Source organism: Arthrobacter sp. cf158, from assembly GCF_900106835.1.
GTDB lineage: Bacteria > Actinomycetota > Actinomycetes > Actinomycetales > Micrococcaceae > Arthrobacter.
In genome coordinates, this window is sequence record NZ_FNNR01000003.1 from 531,698 (window position 1) to 553,101 (window position 21,404).

The 21,404-nt window shown below is 62.7% G+C and carries 18 protein-coding genes and 1 pseudogene; 4 read left to right on the forward strand and 15 right to left on the reverse strand.

Features of this window, described 5'->3' with window-relative positions; genetic code table 11:
* Positions 1 to 2: 2 nt before the first annotated feature.
* Complete coding sequence (locus BLW08_RS08400; RefSeq protein WP_091324376.1) at positions 3 to 686, forward strand: type 1 glutamine amidotransferase domain-containing protein; 684 nt, start codon at positions 3 to 5, stop codon at positions 684 to 686.
* Positions 687 to 792: 106 nt separating this feature from the next.
* On the opposite strand, the gene BLW08_RS08405 is transcribed toward BLW08_RS08400, so the two are convergent.
* The 14 genes from BLW08_RS08405 to BLW08_RS08470 form a co-directional block, all read right to left on the reverse strand.
* Complete coding sequence (locus BLW08_RS08405; protein WP_091324377.1) at positions 793 to 2,286, reverse strand: CoA-acylating methylmalonate-semialdehyde dehydrogenase; 1,494 nt, start codon at positions 2,284 to 2,286, stop codon at positions 793 to 795.
* Positions 2,286 to 3,311, reverse strand: a complete 1,026-nt coding sequence (locus tag BLW08_RS08410; RefSeq protein ID WP_091324379.1) for a Gfo/Idh/MocA family protein — start codon at positions 3,309 to 3,311, stop codon at positions 2,286 to 2,288. Before BLW08_RS08410 ends, BLW08_RS08405 begins: the two co-directional genes overlap by 1 nt.
* Complete coding sequence (locus BLW08_RS08415) at positions 3,308 to 4,195, reverse strand: sugar phosphate isomerase/epimerase family protein (protein ID WP_091324380.1); 888 nt, start codon at positions 4,193 to 4,195, stop codon at positions 3,308 to 3,310. The genes BLW08_RS08410 and BLW08_RS08415 overlap by 4 nt, the downstream gene beginning before the upstream one ends.
* Positions 4,192 to 4,977: an SDR family oxidoreductase gene (locus BLW08_RS08420; RefSeq protein ID WP_217639221.1), complete on the reverse strand. Its 786-nt coding sequence runs from the start codon at positions 4,975 to 4,977 to the stop codon at positions 4,192 to 4,194. The genes BLW08_RS08415 and BLW08_RS08420 overlap by 4 nt, the downstream gene beginning before the upstream one ends.
* The gene (iolG, locus tag BLW08_RS08425; RefSeq protein WP_091324383.1) at positions 4,974 to 5,987 is read right to left on the reverse strand and encodes an inositol 2-dehydrogenase; all 1,014 of its coding nucleotides are present in this window, start codon (positions 5,985 to 5,987) and stop codon (positions 4,974 to 4,976) included. Before iolG ends, BLW08_RS08420 begins: the two co-directional genes overlap by 4 nt.
* Positions 5,988 to 6,052: 65 nt before the next feature.
* A complete protein-coding gene (locus BLW08_RS08430) occupies positions 6,053 to 6,985 on the reverse strand; it encodes a hydroxyacid dehydrogenase (protein WP_091324385.1) in 933 nt (310 codons plus the stop codon).
* A 67-nt stretch (positions 6,986 to 7,052) separates the two neighbouring features.
* On the reverse strand, positions 7,053 to 8,039 hold the full coding sequence (locus BLW08_RS08435) for a LacI family DNA-binding transcriptional regulator (protein ID WP_254779792.1): 987 nt from the start codon (positions 8,037 to 8,039) through the stop codon (positions 7,053 to 7,055).
* Positions 8,040 to 8,074: 35 nt separating this feature from the next.
* Positions 8,075 to 9,292, reverse strand: coding sequence for a Gfo/Idh/MocA family protein (locus tag BLW08_RS08440; RefSeq protein WP_254779782.1), 1,218 nt, complete (start codon positions 9,290 to 9,292; stop codon positions 8,075 to 8,077).
* 26 nt (positions 9,293 to 9,318) lie between these two features.
* Positions 9,319 to 10,107: an HpcH/HpaI aldolase family protein gene (locus BLW08_RS08445; protein ID WP_091324389.1), complete on the reverse strand. Its 789-nt coding sequence runs from the start codon at positions 10,105 to 10,107 to the stop codon at positions 9,319 to 9,321.
* Positions 10,104 to 12,053, reverse strand: coding sequence for a 3D-(3,5/4)-trihydroxycyclohexane-1,2-dione acylhydrolase (decyclizing) (gene iolD / locus BLW08_RS08450; protein WP_091324391.1), 1,950 nt, complete (start codon positions 12,051 to 12,053; stop codon positions 10,104 to 10,106). The genes BLW08_RS08445 and iolD overlap by 4 nt, the downstream gene beginning before the upstream one ends.
* A gap of 26 nt (positions 12,054 to 12,079) precedes the next feature.
* Positions 12,080 to 13,510: an aldehyde dehydrogenase family protein gene (locus tag BLW08_RS08455; RefSeq protein ID WP_091324392.1), complete on the reverse strand. Its 1,431-nt coding sequence runs from the start codon at positions 13,508 to 13,510 to the stop codon at positions 12,080 to 12,082.
* Positions 13,511 to 13,556: 46 nt separating this feature from the next.
* Positions 13,557 to 14,483 carry an ATP-binding cassette domain-containing protein gene (locus BLW08_RS08460; protein WP_090821054.1) on the reverse strand — a complete coding sequence of 309 codons (927 nt, stop codon included), beginning with the start codon at positions 14,481 to 14,483 and terminating at the stop codon, positions 13,557 to 13,559.
* Positions 14,484 to 14,488: 5 nt separating this feature from the next.
* Positions 14,489 to 15,529 (reverse strand): ABC transporter permease, encoded by a 1,041-nt coding sequence (locus BLW08_RS08465; RefSeq protein WP_091324395.1) that lies wholly within the window; start codon positions 15,527 to 15,529, stop codon positions 14,489 to 14,491.
* Between the two features lie 69 nt (positions 15,530 to 15,598).
* Positions 15,599 to 16,597 carry a substrate-binding domain-containing protein gene (locus tag BLW08_RS08470; protein WP_091324396.1) on the reverse strand — a complete coding sequence of 333 codons (999 nt, stop codon included), beginning with the start codon at positions 16,595 to 16,597 and terminating at the stop codon, positions 15,599 to 15,601.
* A 179-nt stretch (positions 16,598 to 16,776) separates the two neighbouring features.
* On the opposite strand from BLW08_RS08470, the gene BLW08_RS08475 reads away from it, so the two are divergent.
* Entirely contained in the window at positions 16,777 to 17,637 is an 861-nt protein-coding gene (locus BLW08_RS08475) for a sugar phosphate isomerase/epimerase family protein (RefSeq protein WP_091324398.1), read from the forward strand.
* Positions 17,638 to 17,697: 60 nt separating this feature from the next.
* Here the strand turns inward: BLW08_RS08475 and BLW08_RS08480 are convergent.
* Positions 17,698 to 18,637, reverse strand: a pseudogene (locus BLW08_RS08480) (LysR family transcriptional regulator).
* A gap of 71 nt (positions 18,638 to 18,708) precedes the next feature.
* On the opposite strand from BLW08_RS08480, the gene BLW08_RS08485 reads away from it, so the two are divergent.
* Together BLW08_RS08485 and BLW08_RS08490 are read left to right on the forward strand one after the other, a co-directional pair.
* On the forward strand, positions 18,709 to 20,457 hold the full coding sequence (locus BLW08_RS08485) for an L-aspartate oxidase (protein WP_091324400.1): 1,749 nt from the start codon (positions 18,709 to 18,711) through the stop codon (positions 20,455 to 20,457).
* Between the two features lie 95 nt (positions 20,458 to 20,552).
* Positions 20,553 to 21,332 carry an isocitrate lyase/PEP mutase family protein gene (locus BLW08_RS08490; RefSeq protein ID WP_090821044.1) on the forward strand — a complete coding sequence of 260 codons (780 nt, stop codon included), beginning with the start codon at positions 20,553 to 20,555 and terminating at the stop codon, positions 21,330 to 21,332.
* Positions 21,333 to 21,404 lie beyond the last annotated feature (72 nt).

The window sequence follows — 21,404 nt, forward strand, 5'->3', positions numbered from 1 at the left end:
GCATGACACAACGCATCCTTCACGTCGTCACCAATGTGAGCCACTATCAGGATCCTTCGCACCAGACCGGCCTCTGGCTGTCCGAGCTGGTTCACGCCTGGGAAGTGTTCCAGGAGCGCGGTTTCGAACAGGACATTGTCAGCCCACAAGGTGGGCGGGCCGCGTTGGAACCGCGCTCACTGAAGTTCCCCAGCTACGACAAAGCAGCTAAATCGTGGCACAACAACCCAGCACGGATGGCCCTCCTCGAAAACACCGCCGCCCCTGAGAACATCAACCCGGCCGACTACGATGCCATTTACTTCACCGGCGGTCATGCGGTGATGTACGACTTCCCTGACAGCGAAGGATTACAGAGGATCACCCGTGAAATCTGGGAACGGGGCGGCATCGTGTCCTCGGTCTGCCATGGGTACTGCGGTTTGCTCAACATCAGGCTTTCGGATGGCACCTTCCTGGTTCAGGGCCGCAAGGTGACCGGTTTCGCGTGGCAGGAAGAGGTACTCGCTCGTGTGGACAAGCTGGTGCCGTACAACGCGGAGCAGGAGATGAAGAACCGCGGAGCACTCTATGAGAAAGCCCTGCTCCCGTTCGTCTCCTATGCCATCGCGGACGGCAACCTCGTCACAGGCCAGAACCCGGGATCGGCCACAGCGACTGCTCAAAAGGTCGCCGCACTCCTCTAGAAATCTGCTGATAAGCAAGCAAAGGTGCTGGTCTTCCAGTGCGGCCTGGCGGTCCCAACTGATAAGCCTGGGACCGCCCTTGGAGGTTGGCCGTGGACAATGCCCTCTAGTTGGAAGGGAAGTTGTACGAGGCACCCGACGCGTGGTTGGTTTCCGGCCAGCGGGAGGTGATGACCTTGCCGCGGGTGTAGAAGGAGACGCCTTCGGGACCGTAGATGTGTTTGTCGCCGAAAAGCGATGCCTTCCATCCACCGAACGAGTAGTAAGCCACCGGCACAGGCAACGGTACGTTGATGCCGATCATTCCCACGTCCACGGAGCGTTGAAACTTCCGCGCAGCGGCACCGGAAGACGTGAAGATCGCGGTTCCGTTGCCGTACGGGTTGGAGTTGATCAGTCGGATGCCTTCCTCGAGGTCGTTCACGCGGACCACCACGAGCACAGGTCCGAAGATCTCCTCCTGGTAGGCGCTCATTTCGGTTTTCACGTGGTCGATCACCGTGGGACCTACCCAGAAGCCTTCCTCATGGCCGGGAACCACGAGGTCGCGTCCGTCCACCACCATTGCGGCACCAGCGGCCTCGGCTTCAGAGACTGTCTTGACGATGAAGTCCCGGGATTCGGGGCTGATTACGGGTCCCATGTCAGCATCGGCTTCTGTCCCGTTCTTGACCTTGACGTCGAGGGCGCGCTCTTGGACCTTCTTGACCAGCAGGTCAGCGGCATCACCGACCGCGACTGCAACCGAGATGGCCATGCAGCGCTGCCCGGCGGAACCGAAAGCCGCAGCGGCCAGATGGTCGGCAGCGTTGTCCAGGTCGGCGTCGGGCATCACGATCGCATGGTTCTTCGCCCCTCCCAACGCCTGGACCCGCTTTCCGTGCGCGGTGGCAACTTCGGTGATGTGCCGGGCCACAGGCGTGGATCCAACGAAGGAGATAGCGTCCACGTCCGGGTGGGTGAGCAGTCCGGAGACGACGTCGCGGTCACCATGCAGGACCTGGAAGACGCCGTCGGGGAGGCCTGCTTCCTTCCACAATTCGGCCATCAGCATGGCTGTGGACGGCACTCGATGCGAGGGCTTGAGGATAAACGCGTTACCGGTGGCAATGGCCATCGGAGCCATCCAGAGGGGCACCATAACGGGGAAGTTGAACGGGGTGATGCCGGCAACGACGCCCACCGGCTCCCGGAAGGAGAAGACGTCGATGCCCGTGGAAACCTGGTCGGAATATTCGCCTTTGAGCAACTGTGGGATGCCACAGGCAAACTCAATGACGTCGAGGCCGCGGCCGATCTCGCCCTTGGCATCGTTGAGGACCTTGCCGTGCTCGGACGTGATCAGTTGGGCGAGCTCTTCGACGTGGGACGCCACCAGCTCACGGAATTTGAAGAGCACGGCGGTGCGCTTGGCCAGGGAGATGTCGCCCCAGGACTCGGCTGCCTTTTTTGCTGCTGCCACCGTGGTGTCAAGATCGGCGGCGCTGGCCAGTCGCAGTTCGGCCGTCACGGCTCCGGTGGCCGGGTTGAAGACAGGCTTGGTGGCGGTGCCGCTGCCGGCTGCCTCAGCGCCGCTGATGAAATGGTTGATGATGGTCATTACTGCTCCTGAAGTAGGTGGTGCTGCCCGGCATGGACGTCGTTGACTGTGCGGGGCAGGCCGGTGGCGAGTGATTCCTGGAGGGCCAGGCGGACGGCAAGGTTCTGTTCTGTCAGTTCCCGGTGGATGACTTCGGGGCCGGAGTTGCGCACCCAGGCACTGAACCGTTCGATTTCGGTTCTGAATTGGTCTTCGCCGATGTCAAACGATTCCGTTCGCCCGTCGCGCAAGGAAACGGTGACGCGTGCTATTTCGCCGGGGTCGGGGTCGAAGGCCTTATCGAGAGTGATCTGCCCTTTGGTTCCAACGACTTGGAAGGTGTGGGTTCGTGGCCCTTCGAACCCGCAGTCCAGCGTGCCCAGGACGTCACCGTAATCAAGGATCGCCGCCACAGTGGTTTCCACGGCGTCGGTTCGGCTGGTGCCCTTTCCATAGACGGACTCCGGGGCGCGGCCCATGACCATGTTCATGATGTCGACGGCGTAACAGCCGACGTCGTTAAGCGCACCCCCGTCCATGCCAGGCTGGAGCCGGACCTCACTGTTGGTTCGGTCCATGGCGAAGTGGAAACGCGCGTGCAGGGAGACCAGCTCGCCGATCCTGCCCGAATCGATGAACTCTCGTACTTTCTGGTGCTGCGGATGGAAGCGGTACATGAACGCTTCCATGAGGTTCACGCCATTGCGTTCACACGCTTCGATGACCCTGCGGTAGTCGTGGGTGGTGGCGACCAGCGGTTTCTCGCAGAGAATGTCCTTCCCTGCTTCGGCGGCCGCAACAATCCAGTCAGCGTGCAGCGAGTTCGGGAACGGCAGGTAGACGGCTTCGATGTTTGGATCAGCCAGAAGCTCCTCGTGGGATCCATACGACGATGGAATGTCGAACTGTGCAGCAACCTCCGCAGCTTTGCCGTTGGGGCTGCTGATGGCAGATGCCACGGCATTCCGCGCCCTGCTCATGGATGGCAGGAAACGTCCTTGTGCGATCCGTGCCGTCGTCAGCACTCCCCAGCGGACCGCGCTCACCCTCCGATCTCCGCATCAAGGTGACGCAGGAACTCAACGGACTGGCGGACGTCCCGGACCGGCCCTTCGTCCGTGGGTTCTGAAGTGAGGATGGTGTCCTGTTCCATGGTGAACCAGCCCTGGTAGCCGGCGTCCAGCAGGTCCCGGACGATCCCTGCGATGCCGACGTCACCTTGCCCGAGAGGCACATACATGCCTTCCTTGACTGCGTCCGTGTAAGAGATTTCGCCGGCCTGGACGCGCCGCGCTACCTTCGTCCGCACGTCCTTGAGGTGGGTGTGGCCGATGCGTGCCGCGTAGTCGCGGACCAGCAGTCCGGGATCGGTGCCGCCGATGAGCAGGTGGCCTGTGTCCAGGCAAAGGTTGGCTGCCGTGTCGTTGAGGACGCGGTCCACATCCGAGGTGGTCTCAATCATGGTGCCTACATGCGGGTGGACCACCGCTTGGATTCCCTTGTCCGCAGCGGCCTTGACCACGGCGTCAAGGTTCCGGCCGAACAATTCCCACCCTTCGGCGTCGAGCACGTGGCGCTGATCGTAACCGGCAACACCGGTCTCAGCTGCCAGGACCATGATGCTGGCTCCTGCGGCCTCGTAGGCATCCAGTTCAGCAGCGACCACTTCCAAGGGATTCCTGGACGGATCATGAAGAATGACCGGGAAGAAGCCTCCGATGGCCTGCAGCTTGTGCTGTTTCAAGACCTCGGCGCGCCGGGCTGCTTGTTCGGGCAGGAAGCCGGCTGGCCCAAACTCGGTGGCGCTGATGCCCAGTGTGGTCATTTCGGACAGGACCTTATCCGCGTCGAGTTGGTGGCCCCATCCGGGGACTTCACAGACTCCCCACGAAATGGGTGCTGCGGCGAGGCGGCTGGTGATGGTGCTCAATCTGATCCTCCAAGTACGTTCTGGTCCCAGTCGATGACTGAGCCTGTGACTACACCGCTCCTGTCGGAGAGGAGAAAAACAATGAATTCGGCGATCTCGTCCACTTGTCCGAGCTTTCCCATGGGGACGGATGCGTTGGCCTTCTCCAGCCAGTCATCCCCCGCGCCGTGGAACTTCTTTTGTGTTTCGGCTTCGCCATCTGTGGCGGTCCACCCGATGTCCAGGCCGTTGATGCGGATCTTGTCCCAACGGTGTGCGTGGGCGGCATTTCTGGTAACGCCAGCCAGGCCCGCCTTCGCCGCTACGTACGGCGCCAGATACGGCTGCCCGCCGAGTTCCGCGATGGAAATGACGTTCAGGATGCTTCCTGGAACACCCCTGCTGCGAAGATGCTTGATGGTCTCGGCCATGACGAAAAACGGAGACTTCAGGTTCACCGCCATGTGGGCATCAAACAGCTCTGGCGTGGTGTCCAGCATGGTGCCTCGGGTAGTCAGGCCGGCCGCATTGACGGCGCAGTCGAGCTGCCCGAACGCCGCTACCGTTTCCAGGACAGAGTTCCGGGCTTGTTCAACATCAGCGAGGTCTGTCTTGATGAACCGGGTTTCAACCCCGGTAGCGGTGATTCCGGCAGCGAGCTGCTCGCCCGAGTCGGCGTTCCGTCCGGTGATGGCAATGCCGGCGGCTCCTTCCTCAGCAGCACGTCGTGCGACACCAGCTCCCAGTCCCTGGGTGCCTCCGCTGATGAGGATCACTTTGTCCTTGAGGAGTGCCATTGTTATGCCTGCCCGATTTTCACAACACGCCCGGAGCGCGCCGACTCTTCTGCCGCGTTCGCCAGCAGGAGTGCTTGGAGTCCGTCGTCGAATCCTGGACTGCAGGCCGTGCCGGAACGGACAGCCGATGCGAAGCTGTCCAGCTCGCTGCGGTAGGCCTCGGCGTAGCGCTCCAGGAAGAAGTTCAGGTAGGGGTCGGCTTCTTCCGCGCCGGCCGCGGTGAACTTCCGCACGCTGGTGGGGGTGAGGTTGCCGGCGGTAAGCATGCCTTCGCTGCCGAAGGCTTCGAGGCGCTGGTCATGGCCGAAGGCGCTGTGGCGGGAGTTAATGATGGTGATCTGTTCCCCGTTGCGGCCACGCAAGGTGATGACCACGGAGTCAAAGTCCCCGGCTTCCTCGATGTAGTCGCAGAACAAGTTGGAACCGGTCGCTGAAACTTCGATGATCTCCGGAACGAAGAACCGGGCCATGTCCAGGTCATGGATGCTTTGATCCCGGAAGATACCTCCGGAACTGGCGATATAGGCGGCCGGGGCGGGTGCAGGATCGCGGCTGATGATGGTCAGTTGCTCCAGCTTGCCGATTTCTCCGGCTGCCACGCGGGACTGGACGGCGGCGAAGTTGGGGTCAAAGCGGCGGTTGAAGCCGAGCATGAGCGGCGTTTCGCTGCCGCGAAGGCTGTCCCGGCAGGCCAGGACGCGGTCCAGGTCCAGGTCGATCGGCTTCTCACAGAGTGCTGCCACCCCGTGTGCTGCCGCCCGTGAAATGAGGTCGACGTGGGTGCTGGTGGGCGAGCCGATGATCACAGCATCCAGGCCATCGATGGCGAAGACCTCGTCAGCAGTTGCGACGGCCGCGGCGTTGGTTCCAGCGGCAAGAGCCTGCGCACCGTCGATAAACGGGTCCGCGATGGCAACCAGTTCAAGCCCGGGATTGGCCAGGATGTTGCGGGCATGGACTTGGCCAATGCGGCCTGAACCGAACAGCGCTACCTTGAGGGGACGGTCAGCAGACATTGATGGGGTCCTTTCCAGAGGGGTGCCCGGCGTTGAGCGGGCGTGGTTTATGTTTTTGAGAACTGTCATGGCGTCGCCACAGCTGCTGGTTTCCGGCCGGCGAGGACATCCACTGCGCCCTGGGCGGCGTCCCTGACGGTGTGCGCCATGCCTTGGCGGGTGAAGCCCATCAAGTGCGGGGTAAGCACTGCATTGGGATGGTCAAACAGCGGATGATGCGTGGGTGGTTCGGGGTCGAAGACGTCCAGGCCGAGCCCGGACAACTGCCCGGACTTCAGCGCCTCGTACGCGGCATCGAGATCGATCAAGCCGCCCCTGCTGCAGTTGATAAGGACCGCCCCAGTCTTCATGGCCTTCAGCCGCGAAGCATCCATGAGGTTCTGGTTCTCGGCTGTCAGCGGTACGTGCAGGGTGGTGAAGTCACTGCCGGCCAGCAGTTCCTCCACGCTGTCACAGCGGATCGCGGCCGGGATCTCGGCGTAGGGATCGTAAGCCAGCACTTTCAGGTCAAATGCTTCGGCAATGCGGGCAACACGGCGGCCGATACGGCCATACCCGATGATTCCCAGCGTGAATCCCTCCAGATCACCAACCACGACGTCGGCGCGATGCTCCCAGCGACCCTCGCGAACCAGCGCAGTCAGCGGAGACAGCTTCTTGACCAGGGACAGCAAGTGGGCGAAGACGCCTTCAGCCACTGAGGCCGTATTGCTTCCGGGCGTGATAACTACCGGGATGCCGCGGCGGTGGGCCTCGGCGAGGTCAACGAGATCAGTGCCCACGCCCGTTCTCGCAATGACTTTGAGAGCGGGCATACGGTCCAGCATGTCCCGGTCCACGCGAAAGGCGGCCCGTACGATTGCTGCCTCAGCAGTGGCAAGATCCTCTGCCGTGGGGTGTTGGACGAGTCGCTGGTTTTCCGAGAGCAGCGGTTCAACCAGATCGGGTTGGACGCTGCCAAGAGCGACAAAGATTTGGGGTGTGGTTAAAGGAGCCATCGTCATCCTTGAAGATGTGGGTGTGGGAGCGCTGCTGGATGTAGCCCAGCAGCAGGGAGAGGTGTGGTTAGAGCCCGAGCAGGCTGGACGTGCGGACCACCAGATGTGGCGTTACGGGGTGGTGCGCAAAGCCGTTGCCCTCGCCGTGGATACGTTCCAGGAGGGTTTTGGCCCCGGTGACGCCAATAGTTGAGCTATCCGGGTCCACCGTGGTCAGGCCGAGACGGGGCATGGCGCCCAAGGCAATGTTGTCGTAGCCGGTGATGGCCACGTCAACTCCCAGCTCATCGGCGGCTGTCATGGCGCCGAAAGCGGCGAGGTCGTTGATGCAGGCAAGGGCCGTGGGGCGTTCGTGCTTGGACCGGGTGGAGCCCAGTGCCCGCTGGGCGGCGACGTAGCCGGATTCCTGGAAGAAATCAGTGTCCACCACGGTGATGTGGCGGGACAGGCCGTGTTCTTCCATGGCTGCCGAGTAGCCGTCCACGCGGGCACGGCCCACCGAGCCGCCCAGTCCGCCCAGATGCACAATGTTTTCGTGACCTTGAGCGATCAGGTGCTCAACGACCATCGCCATGCCTTGGGTGTCATCACTGCGGACCACATCAGCGGTGTCGATGTAGTCCGGTCCGCCACCGGCAAACACCACGGCTCCGCCCGATACTGCGCGGTTGAACGGTGCCTTGTCCGGCACCGTTCCCACCACCAGCAACCCTGCCACGCGCAGGTCCCGGAACGCCTGGAGAATGGATTGGTCCACTCCCCTGTCGGCCGCGGTGACAGCACTGAAGAGGACGGTGTGACCAGCCTCTTCCAGCACTGTCCTGGCGGCGTCGGCAACATCGAAAGCCCAGGGGTTGTGCATGTCACTGACCAGAACGCCGATGGTTCCGCTGTCCCGGGTTGCCAGGGAACGGGCGGCGAGGTTCAGCTCGTAGCCCATCTCCTCCACAACCTTCAGCACCCGCTGGCGGCGCTCGTCACTGACACGGGGTGAATCGCGCAGGACGAGCGAGACCAAGGACTTTGAAACACCGGCACGTTCTGCCACGTCCATGATCGTTGGCCGCCGGGCGGATGAAGAGGCCATGGTTATGCCCGCGCTGCCGTTGTGCCGTGGATTTCCTCGATCTTCTGCCACTGACCGGACAGCGACGACGTTTCGGCGGCACTGACAATCGCTGCAGCCGACGCGGCATCGTGGATATTGGAGTTTTCCTGCGCTCCGCCGGCGACGGCTACCAGGAACTTCTTGGCTTCAATGACTTTGAGGTCGTCAAAGCCCATGCTGTTGCCGGGGCCGGGCTGGAAGTAGGAGTAGTCACCGTGGCGGGGGCTCGCGTTAACGGTGGTGTAGCCCTGTTCCTCGTTATTGCGGCCCAGGCAGACTTTGAGTTCGTTCATGCGTTCGAAGTCCCACTTGAGTGAACCTTCGGTTCCGTAGACCTCGATCTGGTAGCCGCACTCGGGTCCGACGGCGACACGGGAGGACTCGATGGTGCCGACGGCTCCAGCGCCGACTGCGGACGGGCCGAATCGGACCAGCGCGGCGGCATAGTCCTCATTTTCGACCTCTCCCATTTCACCGTTCTCTATCACTGCGAAGTGCGTCCCGGATCCCATTGCCAGCTTGGGGCGCTGAGTGTAGACCGTGCTGGTCAGCGCGGTCACCTCGGCGATGGGTCCAACTACATATTGGCACAAGTCCGTTGCGTGGCTGAACAAGTCTGCCAGTACGCCTGTTCCGGCGAGTTTTCGGTCGAATCGCCAGGACAAGGCACCATTGGGTTCGGAGGCGTAGCCCGAGAAGAACACGGCGCGGACATTGGTGATCCGGCCGAGCTTACCTTCAGCTACCAGCTTCCGTGCGTGCTCAACGGCCGGAGCGTGGCGATAGTTGTAGCCGATGGATGTCACGACGCCGGCCTCCAGCGCCGCTTCCTGCACGGCTGCCGTTTCGTCGTAGCCGCGTCCAACGGGCTTTTCGATCCAGAAGTGCTTTCCGGCCTTGGCCGCTGCGATCCCGATTTCGGCATGCAGGAAGTTGGGGGCACAAATGGAGACAACGTCCACATCCGGGTGGTTCAGGACATCGTTGTAGTCCGTGGTGCCTTCGGCGAATCCGAGGACGTCGCGGGCGTAGTCCACCCGGTTCGGGGCCGTATCCGCCGCGATGACGAGCTTGGTTGTCAGGCCAAGGTCTGGGTATGCGTAAGGGACGGTCTGGTAGGCGCGCGAGTGGAGCTTACCCATCCATCCGACGCTGATGAGGCCGACACCGATGGTGCGCGATTCTGGGCTCACGTTCATGCCTTTCTTGTTTGACATCTGTTTGGTTAGTTGCGTGCGGTGTCGAAGGCGTCACGGAACGCCGCCGCCATGATGGTGGAGTCAGAGCCGATGGCTACGAACCGGAAGCCTTGCCGGACGTATTTCGCTGCCCCGTGTCCGTCCACGGCGAGGATGCCTGCCGCTTTGCCATGTGCTTCGGCTGCGGCCACGACCCGTTGCAGCGCCTCCTGGAAGGGATTGCTGTCCAGTTGCAGCGGGACCCCCAAGGCGTAGGACAAGTCCAGCGGACCAACGAACAGGACGTCCACACCGTCCTGGGCTGCGATCTCTTCCACGGTGTCCAGTGACTCCAGGGTTTCGATCTGGATGATCCCCACAGTGCTCTGCTGGGCTGAGCTCAAAGGAGCCCGGTCCATCCCCCAACGGCAAGAACGGTTATAGGTTGCCACGCCACGATCGCCGTGCGGCGGGTACAGCATGTGCCGCACGGCGGCTCCCGCTTCCACCACACTGTTCAGACGCGGCACCATGATCCCGGCCGCACCTTGGTCCAGGACACGTCCGATGCGGATCCGCTCGCCGCTCTCCACCCGAACGATGGTGGGCACTCCGTAGCTTCCGGCGGCCAGGACACCGTCCCGAACGGAGTCTTCGCCGCCCGAGCCGTGTTCAAGGTCCACCAGCACCCAGTCGGCGCCGGAAGCTGCGCAAACCTCAGTGGCAATGGTGGAGGACATTCCGACGAACGTCCCCACGGTGACTTCTCCAGCTGCCAAGCGGCGCCGCAGCTTCCCGCCGTCCAGAGGGCCGCCGTCGAACAGTTCCGCGCTCATCCGAACCACCGTTGGCTGCTGCGTGCTGTCTCGTAATCCGAGCGCAAGGATTGAACCCATTCTTGGTCCGAGACTTCCGCCGGGGCCACGTCCCACCAGACGTCGCCGCCGGGCAGGTCCACGTGGGGAACGGTGGGAACCACAATCACCACGGGGCCCGCGGTGTTGCGGGTGGAGGACAGTGCTTCCCGCACCTCGGCGGCGGTGGTGGCGCGGATGGCCAAGGCGCCGAGTCCTTCGGCGATCTGGCGCAGGTCCACCTTGAGGTAATCGCCGTCCAGCCGGGCCTTTGGGGCGTCGTCGACGGCGACAATTCCGCCGGTGGTGCGGTAGCGGAATTCGTTGCCGAATTCGCGTCCCATGCGGTTCATTTGGAGGCGGTGGATGACTTGGTAACCATGGTTTTCGGAGACAACGATGGTGACGTTGAGTCCTTCCTGGGCCGCGGTGAGGATCTCGGTGGGCGCCATGAGGAACGTGCCGTCGCCGATGAAGGTGACCACACGGTTCTCGTTATTGCCTTCGGCCAGGCGCACGCCCATGCCTGCCGCGATCTCGTAACCCATGCAGGAGAATCCGAATTCCAGGTGGCAGTTACGGTTTCCCGTGGCGTCCCAGACCTTCTGCAAGTCACCGGGCGGGCCTCCGGCTGCCGCGATGATCGTGTCGCCGGAGCGGGCGTGTTCCTGCATGAGGCCAATGAGCTGCGGCTGGGTCAGCACCGCTCCCGTGACCGGAGCGTCCGGGTGATCTTCCGGACGGTAGGCGGTGTCGGCGTCGAGCCACTTGGCACGGATGGGTTCCCATGAGGCCTTTTCGGCGTGGACTGTCTCCTGCCAGGCTTCGCTGGTGGAGTGGCCTTCCAAGGCCTCGGCAAGCGCTTCCAGGCCCAGGCGGGCATCGGCCAGGATGCCTGTGGCGCCTTGTTTACGGGTATCGGCGTCCACGATGTTCAACGCAGCGAACCGGACGTTCGGATCCTGGAAGATCGACTGCGATCCGGTGGCGAAGTCCGTCAACCGTGTACCGACGCTGAGCACGAGGTCCGCCTGCTTCACCAGGGTGTTGGAGGCGAAGTTGCCTTCAAGCCCGACACCACCCACCTGCCACCATTCGTTTTTGGTCACGGCCCCCTTGCCACCGAAGGTTTCCACCACTGGAACGCCAATTTGTCCGGCCAGTGCTTCCAGGGCAGCGTGGGCGTCGGAGTAGTGGATGCCGCCGCCGGCGATGATCACCGGACGCTCGGCGTTGCGGATGAGGCGGGCGACGTCGTCGATCTCTTCCAGGTCCGGCAACGGCCGGCGGATCTTCCAGTCGCGGGGTTCGAAGAATTCCGCCGGGAAATCATAGGCGTGGGACTGGACGTCCTGGGGCAGCGAGATGACCACTGCTCCCGTGTCGGTGGGGCTGGTCAGCACGCGCATGGCCTGCGGGAGTGCAGTCAGGAGCTGTTCCGGACGGTTGATCCGATCAAAGAAGCGCGAGACCGGACGGAAGGCATCGTTGACCGTGGCATCGGCTTCCGTGGGGTGCTCCAACTGCTGGAGCACCGGACCCTGATGGCGCGTGGCATAAGTATCGCCCGGCAGGAGCAGCAGTGGGATCCTGTTGACGGTTGCCAAGCCTGCGGCGGTGACCAGATTCAATGCGCCCGGGCCAATGGAGGCCGTAACGGCGAGTACGGCCTGGCGGCGGCTTGCCTTGGCGTACGCAGTGGAGATGTGGGCCAAGTACTGCTCATGGCGGCCTTGGATGAACGGCATGTCATCGGCGAGTTGGTCCAGTGCCTGGCCCAGCCCGGCCACGTTGCCATGGCCGAAAATCCCCAGCGCGGCGGGAACCAAGCGACGGCGGACACCGTCGGCCAGAGAATACTGCACGGAGAGATACTTGACGACCGCCTGGGCGGTGGTGAGCCTGATGGTTTGAGATGGTGTGGTCATTGCCTTATTTCCGATTCGGGGTTGGTTTACCAGGAGCGTCCGTGCAGGATGATCGTCTTCTCTTCGGTCATCTCCTCGACGGCCGAGCGGACGCCTTCCTTGCCGATGCCGCTGCCTTTCAGGCCGCCGTAGGGCATGAGGTCCGCGCGCCACAGCGGGGTCCAGTTGACGTGGATGTTGCCGGCGTCGATCTGCCGCATGGCCTGCACCGTGGTGGCGACATCCCTTGTGAAGATGCCGGCGCCGAGGCCGTACTCGTTGTCATTGGCCATGGCGATGGCCGATTCCATGTCCTGGGCTGAGGAAACGGCCACGGCGGGGCCGAACAGTTCGTTCCGGCTCAGCTTTGACCGTGGGTCGACTCCGGCCACGACGGCGGGAGTCACCACGGCGCCGTCGCGCTCGCCTCCTGTCAGGACCCGGGCTCCGGAGTGGCGGGCCTCGTTGATGGAGGCGTGAACCCGTGCCGCTTCTTCCTCGGAGATCAACGAACCGATCCGGGTGTCGTCTTCCTTGGGGTTGCCCACGGAGATGGCTTCCACTTTGGGAACCAGCGCGTCCAGGAAATCTGCTTCAACACGGCGATCCACGATGACCCGCTGCACGGAAATACAGACCTGCCCGGAATTGATGAAACCGCCTGCCGCCACAGCGCTGGACGCCAACTCGAGGTCGGCATCGGGCAGGATAATCACCGGGCAGGAAGCACCGAGTTCGAGCGAGAGCTTCTTCACGCCGGCGATGTTGCTGATGCGGGTTCCGGTGGCGGTGGAGCCCGTGAAGGACACCTTGCGCACTCGGGGATCCGTGACAAGAACATCGCCCAGGGTGCTGCCAGGCCCGGTGATGACGGACAGCGCCTCCGGGGGCAGGCCGGCGTCGACGAAGCACTGTGCCAGCTTCAGCGCCGTCAGCGGCGTCGCCCGGGCAGGCTTAAGGACGACGGCGTTTCCGGCTGCCAGCGCGGGTGCAATTTTGTGCAACACCAGCAAGGCGGGGTAGTTGAAGGGGGTAATCGCGACGACGATCCCCACCGGTTGCCGCAGGGTGAAGCCAACTTTGTCCAGCCCCGTTCCTGCGTTGGCGTCCAAGGGGAGCGTGGAACCGTAGAGCTGGCTTCCCTCGTAGGCGGCCAAGCGGATGATGTTGCCTGAACGTGACGCCTCTCCCCTGGCTTCCGTGATGGGTTTTCCGGTTTCAGCGCTAATAGTCTGGGCGATGTCCTCAGCCCGTTCATCGGCCAATGCCGCGGCGCGGAGCAGGATGTCGACCCGAACGTGCGCAGGAGTGGTCCTTTGCAGGTGGGCGCCGATCTCTGCCCGGTCAAGGGCATCTTGGGCGTCTTTGACCGTGGCGACCGGGACGGTGTCGATCGTCCTGCCGTCAAACGGTGAGCGGACCTCCTCCGACCTGCCGTCAGCTGCCTTGCGCCAGTTTCCGGCTATTAGCATTTCCATGGTTGCTCCATCCAGGGGTTGTAAACGTTCGCTGTTACGTCTGCGCTCAGTGGCGCTTGGTGTTGCTTTCCGGTGCGGCGTCGGCCACTCCGGCTACTTCGGCTTTGACTTCGTTGAGTGCCTCGGCGTGACCCCCGAGTTGCTCCAGCTCGTGGGCCAATTCGGCCAGTTCGGCTCCGCCGGCCATCTGGGCCGTCAGTTCTTCCAACGTGATGTCCTTCTTCTCGTAGTAACCGATGGACTTGCCACGTTTAAGCAGCAGGAACCGATCGCCCACGGGGAAGGCGTGATGCGGATTGTGGGTAATGAAGATGACGCCGAGTCCGCGGTCGCGCGCCTGCAGAATGTAGCGGAGCACCACACCGGACTGCTTGACGCCCAGAGCTGCAGTGGGCTCGTCCAGGATCAGCACCTTCGCGCCGAAGTACACCGCCCGGGCGATGGCGACGCATTGGCGTTCACCACCGGAAAGCTGGCCGATTGGCTGTTCCACATCGCGGAGGTCAATGCCCATCTCGGCAAGTTCCTTGAGCGTGATGTCCTTCATCTTCTGGACATCCAGGCGTCGGAAAGGACCCGCGCCGGTGGTCAATTCGGAGCCGAGGAAGAAGTTCCGCCAAATCGGCATGAGTGAAACGACGGCGAGGTCCTGGTACACAGCTGCAATACCGGCGTCGAGCGCTTCGCGCGGCGAGCCGAGCTTGCGGTCCTCGCCCATGATCCTGAAAGAGCCTTCGTCGTGCTGGTGCAGGCCGGCAATGATCTTGATCAGGGTGGACTTGCCGGCACCGTTGTCACCCAGGACGCAGGTGACGCGGCCGTTGTCCACGGCCATGGTCACGTCCCGGAGAGCGATGACATTGCCGTAGTGCTTGCCCACGTTCTCCAGCGAAAGCAGGTGCACCGGTGTGTGCGTCAGCGGGTCCTTTTCATCCTTCAGCAGGGTCTGCTGGTCAATTTGCTGTGAGTTCATGATGGCTACTTGCTTTCGGCTCGACGCTTGACGATGAGGTTCACGATGGTGGCCAGCAGAAGCATCAGGCCAAGGAAGAACTTGAACCAGTCCGGGTTCCACTGCGCGTAAACAATGCCCTTGTTGGCCATGCCGAAGATGAACGCACCGATGGCGCCACCCACTGCTGAGCCGTAGCCGCCGGTCAGGAGGCAGCCGCCGATGACTGCGGCGATGATGTAGAGGAACTCGTTGCCTACGCCTTCGCCGGATTGCACTGTGTTGAAAGCGAAGAGGTTGTGCATTCCCAGGATCCAGCCGCAGAAACCGACAGCCATGAACAGGCCGATTTTGGTCTTGGTCACCGGAACACCCACAGCGCGGGCAGCGTTGGCGTCGCCGCCCACCGCGAAGATCCAGTTGCCCACCCGGGTGCGGAGCAGGACCCAGGAAGCCACTATCACCAGGGCAATCCAGATAAACACCGTGACGTTGACGTCGACTCCGCCGATCTTGACGCTGGACGCGAAGATTGCCCGTGCGGCGTCGAACCCGTCGATGTCCGAGATGGACGGCGTAGCAACGGCGCCGCCGATCAGGCGGGTCAGGCCGAGGTTCAGGCCCGCGAGCATGAGGAAGGTTGCCAGAGTAACGATGAAGCTGGGCAGCTTGGTCTTGACCAGGATCCAGCCATTGATGAACCCGATGCCCAGCGAGACAACCAGGGCAAACAGGACTCCCACCCAGATATTCATGCTGAAGTACCAGCTGAACATGGAGGCGGACAGTGCAGAGGTGATGACGGCGACGCCGGTGGAGAGATCGAACTCGCCGCCGATCATGAGCAGGGCAACGCCCACGGCCATGATGCCGATCGTGGAACTTCCGTAGAGAACGGTTGCCAGTGAACTGGGCTGGAGGAAGACGGGTGCGATTGCGGAAAAGAAGATGAACAGGACGACGGCCCCAACGAGGGCACCGATTTCCGGGCGGACCAACAATTTCTGAAAGGTGTTCCGGGTGCTGACGCGCTCATCCGAAGGGGCGGTTAGGACAGCATTGGCCATGATTTACTTACTCCTTTGGCGTGGGATGCCGGGCAGTTGGGGCCCGGCATCCCGACGGTTTCTTCGTGGTTAGCGGATACCGGCCTGGGCGAATGCGGTGACGTCCCCGGCGTTGCTCTTGTCCACCACGGCAGGGCCGGTGTAAACCTGCTGGCCGCCGCCCACTTTGAAGCCACCAACCTTGCTCAGCCAGATGGCGTCAACGCTGCCGTAACCCTGTAGGTACGGCTGCTGGTCCACCGTGAATTCAACGCTTTCGTCTTCGATTGCCTTAGCCAGTTCGGCGTTGAGGTCGAAGGAAGCAACCTTGATCTTGCTTCCGGTTTCCTTGACAGACTTCACAATGGTGAGCGTGAAGGGAGCTCCGAGGCCGACGATGGCGTCGGCGTCGGGTGTTGATTGGAGCTTGGCAGACACGGTGGACGAAACCGAGGTCATGTCGGCGCCGTTGACGTTGAGGATTTCGGTGCCCGGAACGTTTTCCTTGATACCGGCGCAGCGGTTCTCGAGGCCTACGTGGCCCTGCTCCTGGATGACACAGATCGGGTGCTTGATGCCTTCCTCGGCCAGTCGCTTTCCGACCGTCACACCAGCGAGTTTGTCGCTCTGTCCGAAGTGGGTGAAAGCACCCAAGGCCTTGGATTGGTCCTCTCCGGCGTTCATGCTGACCACTGGAATGCCGGCGTCGACAGCCTTCTTGACGACGTCCTTCAGCGCATCCGGCTTGGCCAAAGTGACCACAATGCCATCCACTTTCTGGTCAATGGCCTGCTGCACAAGCTGCGCCTGGCGGCCGCCCTCTGCGTCCCCGCTGTAGAGAAGTTCCACGTTGTCCTTCTTAGCCGCGGTTTCGGCGCCTTTGCGGACGATGTCCCAGAAAGTGTCTCCTGCCGCAGCGTGGGTGATCATAGCTACCTTGATGCGCGCTGTGTCTACTGCTTGGCCTGCGGATCCGCTGTCCGCCCCGGCTGCCTCAGTCTTGCCCCCGCCTGCAGAACATGCCCCCAACGCCAGGAGCGGTACAACGGCCAGCGCCAGTGCGCCCTTCCGCAAATTGAACTTCGCCACGTGAAATCTCCTTTGATTCGCGTATTTTCACCGTTACCCGCACTGCTGCGCCTTGCGAAGGCATGGTGGGAGAACGGAACAACGTCGATGTGAACGGATGTGATCCACCTCGCTTTGTGGAACGCTCCAACGCTAAATCAAGGCTTGACCAAATGTCAATGGAGCGTTCCAATTGAGTTATGACCTCGCCCAACACACCACAATTGATTGCCTCCTGCTGGACCAGCGCAGGCAATGTTGCCCCGCTCAGCAAGCCCGAGAACAGCCCGGTTCCCATCGAGGAGCGCGTTGACGCCATTGCCACAACAGGATGGGCAGGGCTTGGCCTTGCCCACGACGATCTTTTGACCATCAGGGACACCACAGGCTTCCCGGAACTACGGAGAATCTCAGACCAAGCCGGCCTCGGCCACGTGGAAGTGGAACTGCTGAGCAGCTGGTGGGACGATTCCCGCTCCCATGAATGGAGGCCTCAGTTCGACCTCCTGCTCGACGCCGCCGAAGCCCTGGATGCCAGCTTTATCAAGGTGGGAACCGCCATGGGTGAAGGCCTCGAGGACTACACCCGGTTCGTGGCGCCATTGCAGCAAATCACCAAGGAAGCCGCCAACCGTGGGACCCGCATTGCGTTGGAACCCATGGCCTTTTCCATGGTGGATTCGATCCCCCACGCAGCAGATCTCATGCGCTCCGTGGACATGCCCGAGTGTGGGCTGGTGGTGGACTACTGGCACGTGTTCCGGCACGGGACAACGCACGAAGAACTCGCACAGAAGCTCACGGTGGACCAGATTTTCGGAGTCGAGTTGAACGATGCCGACGCCGAAGTCCGCGGCACACTATTCGAAGACACCAGGGACCACCGTCGGCTTTGCGGCCAAGGCGATCAGGACGTCACGGGGTTTATTACTACTCTGCTGGACATCGGTTTCCATGGTCCGTGGGGCGTGGAAATACTTTCCAATGCCCACCGCGCCCTCCCTGTCCGCGAGGCTCTCGCCGTCGCGCACTCAACGGCGTTATCTTGCTTTCCGAACTGACACGTCCTTCACCTGAAACCGGCAGGCAGGCGCACCTCCACGACGATTGGGGTCAAAGGGTCAGTCACGTGGCGCTGCCGTAACAAGGCGCGACAACTCAGAACCCGGTGCCGCGAGACGGTCCACAGCGTAGAAGACGAACTGCTGCATCGCGGCGGCAGCCGCCGAAGGTCCGACGTCGTTGCGTCGGGCAAGGTTGACGGTGCGCGTCAGTGAGGGACGCACCAAACGTGCGCTACGGAGCCCGGGGCGGTCGATGACCACCATCGCGGGCACCACCGCCACGCCCAGCCCGCGTTCCACGAACCGAAGTACGGCGTCCATTTCCCCACCCTCGACGGCGATCACGGGCTCAAACCCGGCCGCGGAGAACGCAGCATCGGTTGCCCTACGCAGCTCATAACTGCGGTTGAACGCCACCTGCGGCTCGCGGGAGAGTTCCTCGAGAGTGAATTCTTCCGGCGACCCTGATGTGGCAGCTGAAATGACCACCAGTTCTTCGGATAACAGTGGGACCAACTCGGTGCCCGAAACGGAGGGATCTGTTCCCCGCGTGACCACCAGGGCCAAATCCAACGCGCTTTCGTTGAGGGCCTCCACCAGAAAACGCGAACCGCCTTCTGTGATGTGCAATTCCACTCCCGGATGAGCGCTGCGGAAGGCGGCCAGCACATCGGCCACCAGCGAGACGCACAACGTTGGTGGGGCGCCGAGGCGAACGCGGCCGCGGCGCAATCCTGCCAGTTCCTGGATCTGGTCCTCGGCTGCTTTCGCATCGCCGAGCATGCGGCGGGCAATGGGCAGGAGTAGCTCGCCCGCGTTTGTCAGTGTCACCCCTGCGGGCCGACGGTGAAAGAGCGCCGTACCAAGATGGGCCTCAAGTGTGGCGATCTGTCGGCTTAGAGAGGGTTGTGCGAGGTACAGCTCCTCGGCCGCGCGTGAAATGCCCGACGCGGGCAACCATCTCGAAGGAGCGCAACTGTTCCAGCTTCATGATCATAGCATAAACGCATCAGGCCAAGCAGGATAATTCATTGGAGACATCGGGCCTGCCCTCCTACCGTGGTGGGTATGAACTTTTCATCTTCTCCAGAACGTCTCATGTCCACCTCAGTGCTTGTCATCGGCACCGGCGGCGCCGGCCTGCGCGCCTCGATTGAACTCGCCCAGAGAGGGGTTGAGGTGCTGGCCGTGGGTAAGCGGAGAAAGCACGATGCGCACACGAGCCTGGCGGCCGGCGGCATCAACGCCGCTTTGGGCACCATGGACCCGGAAGACAGCTGGGAGCAGCACGCCGCCGACACTTTGCGTGAGTCGTACTTCCTGGCCGACCCGACCATCGTCGAAACTGTCGCTCGGCACGCTGCCCGCGGTATTGAGGACCTCGAGCAATGGGGGATGCCTTTTGCACGCGAAGAGGATGGCCGCATCTCCCAGCGCTTCTTCGGCGCGCACAAATACCGCCGCACTGCCTATGCCGGGGATTACACCGGACTGGAGATCCAGCGCACACTCATGCGCCGGGCGGCAGAGTTGAGGGTTCCCATCATCGACACCGTGTACATCACCCGGCTATTGGTCGCCGACGGGACCATTTTTGGGGCCTATGGATTCGACATCATTGATGGCACGCCAATAGAGATCCACGCCGATGCCGTCGTCCTCGCCGCAGGCGGCCACACGCGCATCTGGCGCCACACCTCCTCACGACGCGACGAGAACACCGGCGACTCCTTCAGGCTGGCGGCGCTGGCGGGTGCCCGGATACGCGACGCCGAACTGGTCCAATTCCACCCCTCGGGCCTGCTTGAGCCGGACGACGCCGCTGGGACATTGGTCTCCGAGGCGGCCCGCGGAGAAGGTGGAATCCTCACGAACGCACTCGGTGAGCGCTTCATGGAACGTTACGACGCCGAGCGAATGGAGCTCTCCACCCGTGACCGGGTTGCACTTGCCGGATTCACCGAGGTCGCCGAAGGCCGTGGGACTGAAAAAGGCGGGGTTTACCTGGACGTCTCCCACCTGCCGCGGGAGACCATCATGGAAAAACTGCCCCGGGTCTACCGCACCCTGATCGACCTTCAAATGCTGGACATCACCACTACCAAGATCGAGATCGCGCCAACCGCCCACTACTCCATGGGCGGGGTATGGGTTGCACCGGAGGACCACGGGACAGGAGTAAAAGGACTGTACGCCATCGGAGAGGCATCCTCGGGCCTGCATGGAGCCAACCGCCTCGGGGGAAACTCGCTGATTGAACTACTCGTCTATGGGCGAATTACCGGTGAGCATGTGGCCGAATATGTACGTTCCCGCACCGACGTCCGTCGGGATCCAACAGCTGTGGGGCTGGCCCGCAACGAAATGCGCGGCCTGCTGAACGGGGAAGGTACAGAGTCAGCGCGCCGTCTGCAGCGTGAACTGCGCAATCTCATGACCGAACACGCCGGTGTGGTCCGCACCGAGCAGGGGCTGCAGGAGGGACTCAGGAAGCTGGCCGATGTGGAGGAACGCGCCCGCTTCGTTACGGCGCACCCGGACATCGCGGGGTTCGACGACCTGGCCCACGCCTACGACCTACTGGGCTCCCTCCTCGCCGCACGAGCTACCCTGGAGTGCGCGCTGGAACGCCGCGAAACACGGGGAGCGCATAACCGGGCAGACTTCCCAGCGCTGGATCCGTCACTGCAGGGCAACTTTGTCTGGTCCCCCGGCGGAGGCGTCACCTTCGAGCCCTTGGCCCCGGCTCCAGACTCCTTCCGGGCCTTGGCCGAGGCCCATGCGGAGGACTCCGTCGCTGGCAAGCTTGTCGAGTGAAGCGCACCCGCCAGGTTCCGTTCCGGGCAGCGACGCCGATTTGCCTTTAGGCTGACTTTTGCGAGTGATCCCAACCATGACGACGGAGGACGACCATGACCGAATCAAATACCCATGCCCGGGCTGAGAAGTTGAAGGCTCTGCATGAGGCACCGGAAATCCTGAGTGTGGTCAACGTGTGGGACGCCATCAGCGCCTCGACCGTTGCAGCCCTTCCCGAGACGAAAGCCATTGCCACCGCCGGGCACTCGATTGCGGCCGCGTATGGCTACGCCGATGGGACCATGCCCCTTGATGTCGCGCTGGATGGCGTGAAGAGGATCGTCAACGCGGTGGACCTTCCGGTCACAGCAGACCTCGACGACGGCTATGAAGACCCAGCCGAAACAATCCGTCGCGCAATTGGCATCGGCGTCGTGGGCGCCAACGTCGAAGACCGCCTGCGTCCCTTCGACGAAGCCGTCGCCCGAGTGAAGGCGATCGTCGACGCCGCCAACGGCGAAGGCATCGCGTTCCAGCTGAACGCACGCACCGACGCCATCGCGAAAGGCGGTGACCGACCAATCAAGGACAGCATTGAAGACGCCATTGCCCGTGGTCGCGCCTTCCTGGATGCAGGCGCAGCACTGGTATTCGTGCCTGGCGCCCTGACACGCGACGTCATCGAGCCGCTCGTCGCAGGCCTGGGACACGGCAAGTTGTCTGTGATCGGCGCCCCCGGAGCGCTTCCCGCAGCCGAGCTCCAGGAACTGGGCGTCGCGCGGGTTTCCTATGGTCCTTTTACCCAGCGGGTCGCCTTGCGTGCGCTCCAGGATCTCGCCGCCGATCTGTATGGTTCCGGCGTCATCCCCAAGGACACTCCGGCCCTGAACTAGAACATGGAAACCGGTCCGGCATCACCCACCGGACCGGTCACGGGCCAGATCGCGTGCCGATCACCGCGGCCG

Coding starts and splice junctions, on each gene's coding strand:
- BLW08_RS08400 (WP_091324376.1), top strand. CDS start 3: ATGACACAACGCATCCTTCACGTCGTCACCAATGTGAGCCACTATCAG.
- BLW08_RS08405 (WP_091324377.1), bottom strand. CDS start 2,286: ATGACCATCATCAACCATTTCATCAGCGGCGCTGAGGCAGCCGGCAGC.
- iolG (WP_091324383.1), bottom strand. CDS start 5,987: ATGTCTGCTGACCGTCCCCTCAAGGTAGCGCTGTTCGGTTCAGGCCGC.
- BLW08_RS08430 (WP_091324385.1), bottom strand. CDS start 6,985: ATGGCTCCTTTAACCACACCCCAAATCTTTGTCGCTCTTGGCAGCGTC.
- BLW08_RS08435 (WP_254779792.1), bottom strand. CDS start 8,039: ATGGACGTGGCAGAACGTGCCGGTGTTTCAAAGTCCTTGGTCTCGCTC.
- BLW08_RS08440 (WP_254779782.1), bottom strand. CDS start 9,292: ATGAACGTGAGCCCAGAATCGCGCACCATCGGTGTCGGCCTCATCAGC.
- BLW08_RS08445 (WP_091324389.1), bottom strand. CDS start 10,107: ATGAGCGCGGAACTGTTCGACGGCGGCCCTCTGGACGGCGGGAAGCTG.
- iolD (WP_091324391.1), bottom strand. CDS start 12,053: ATGACCACACCATCTCAAACCATCAGGCTCACCACCGCCCAGGCGGTC.
- BLW08_RS08455 (WP_091324392.1), bottom strand. CDS start 13,510: ATGGAAATGCTAATAGCCGGAAACTGGCGCAAGGCAGCTGACGGCAGG.
- BLW08_RS08460 (WP_090821054.1), bottom strand. CDS start 14,483: ATGAACTCACAGCAAATTGACCAGCAGACCCTGCTGAAGGATGAAAAG.
- BLW08_RS08465 (WP_091324395.1), bottom strand. CDS start 15,529: ATGGCCAATGCTGTCCTAACCGCCCCTTCGGATGAGCGCGTCAGCACC.
- BLW08_RS08475 (WP_091324398.1), top strand. CDS start 16,777: ATGACCTCGCCCAACACACCACAATTGATTGCCTCCTGCTGGACCAGC.
- BLW08_RS08485 (WP_091324400.1), top strand. CDS start 18,709: ATGAACTTTTCATCTTCTCCAGAACGTCTCATGTCCACCTCAGTGCTT.
- BLW08_RS08490 (WP_090821044.1), top strand. CDS start 20,553: ATGACCGAATCAAATACCCATGCCCGGGCTGAGAAGTTGAAGGCTCTG.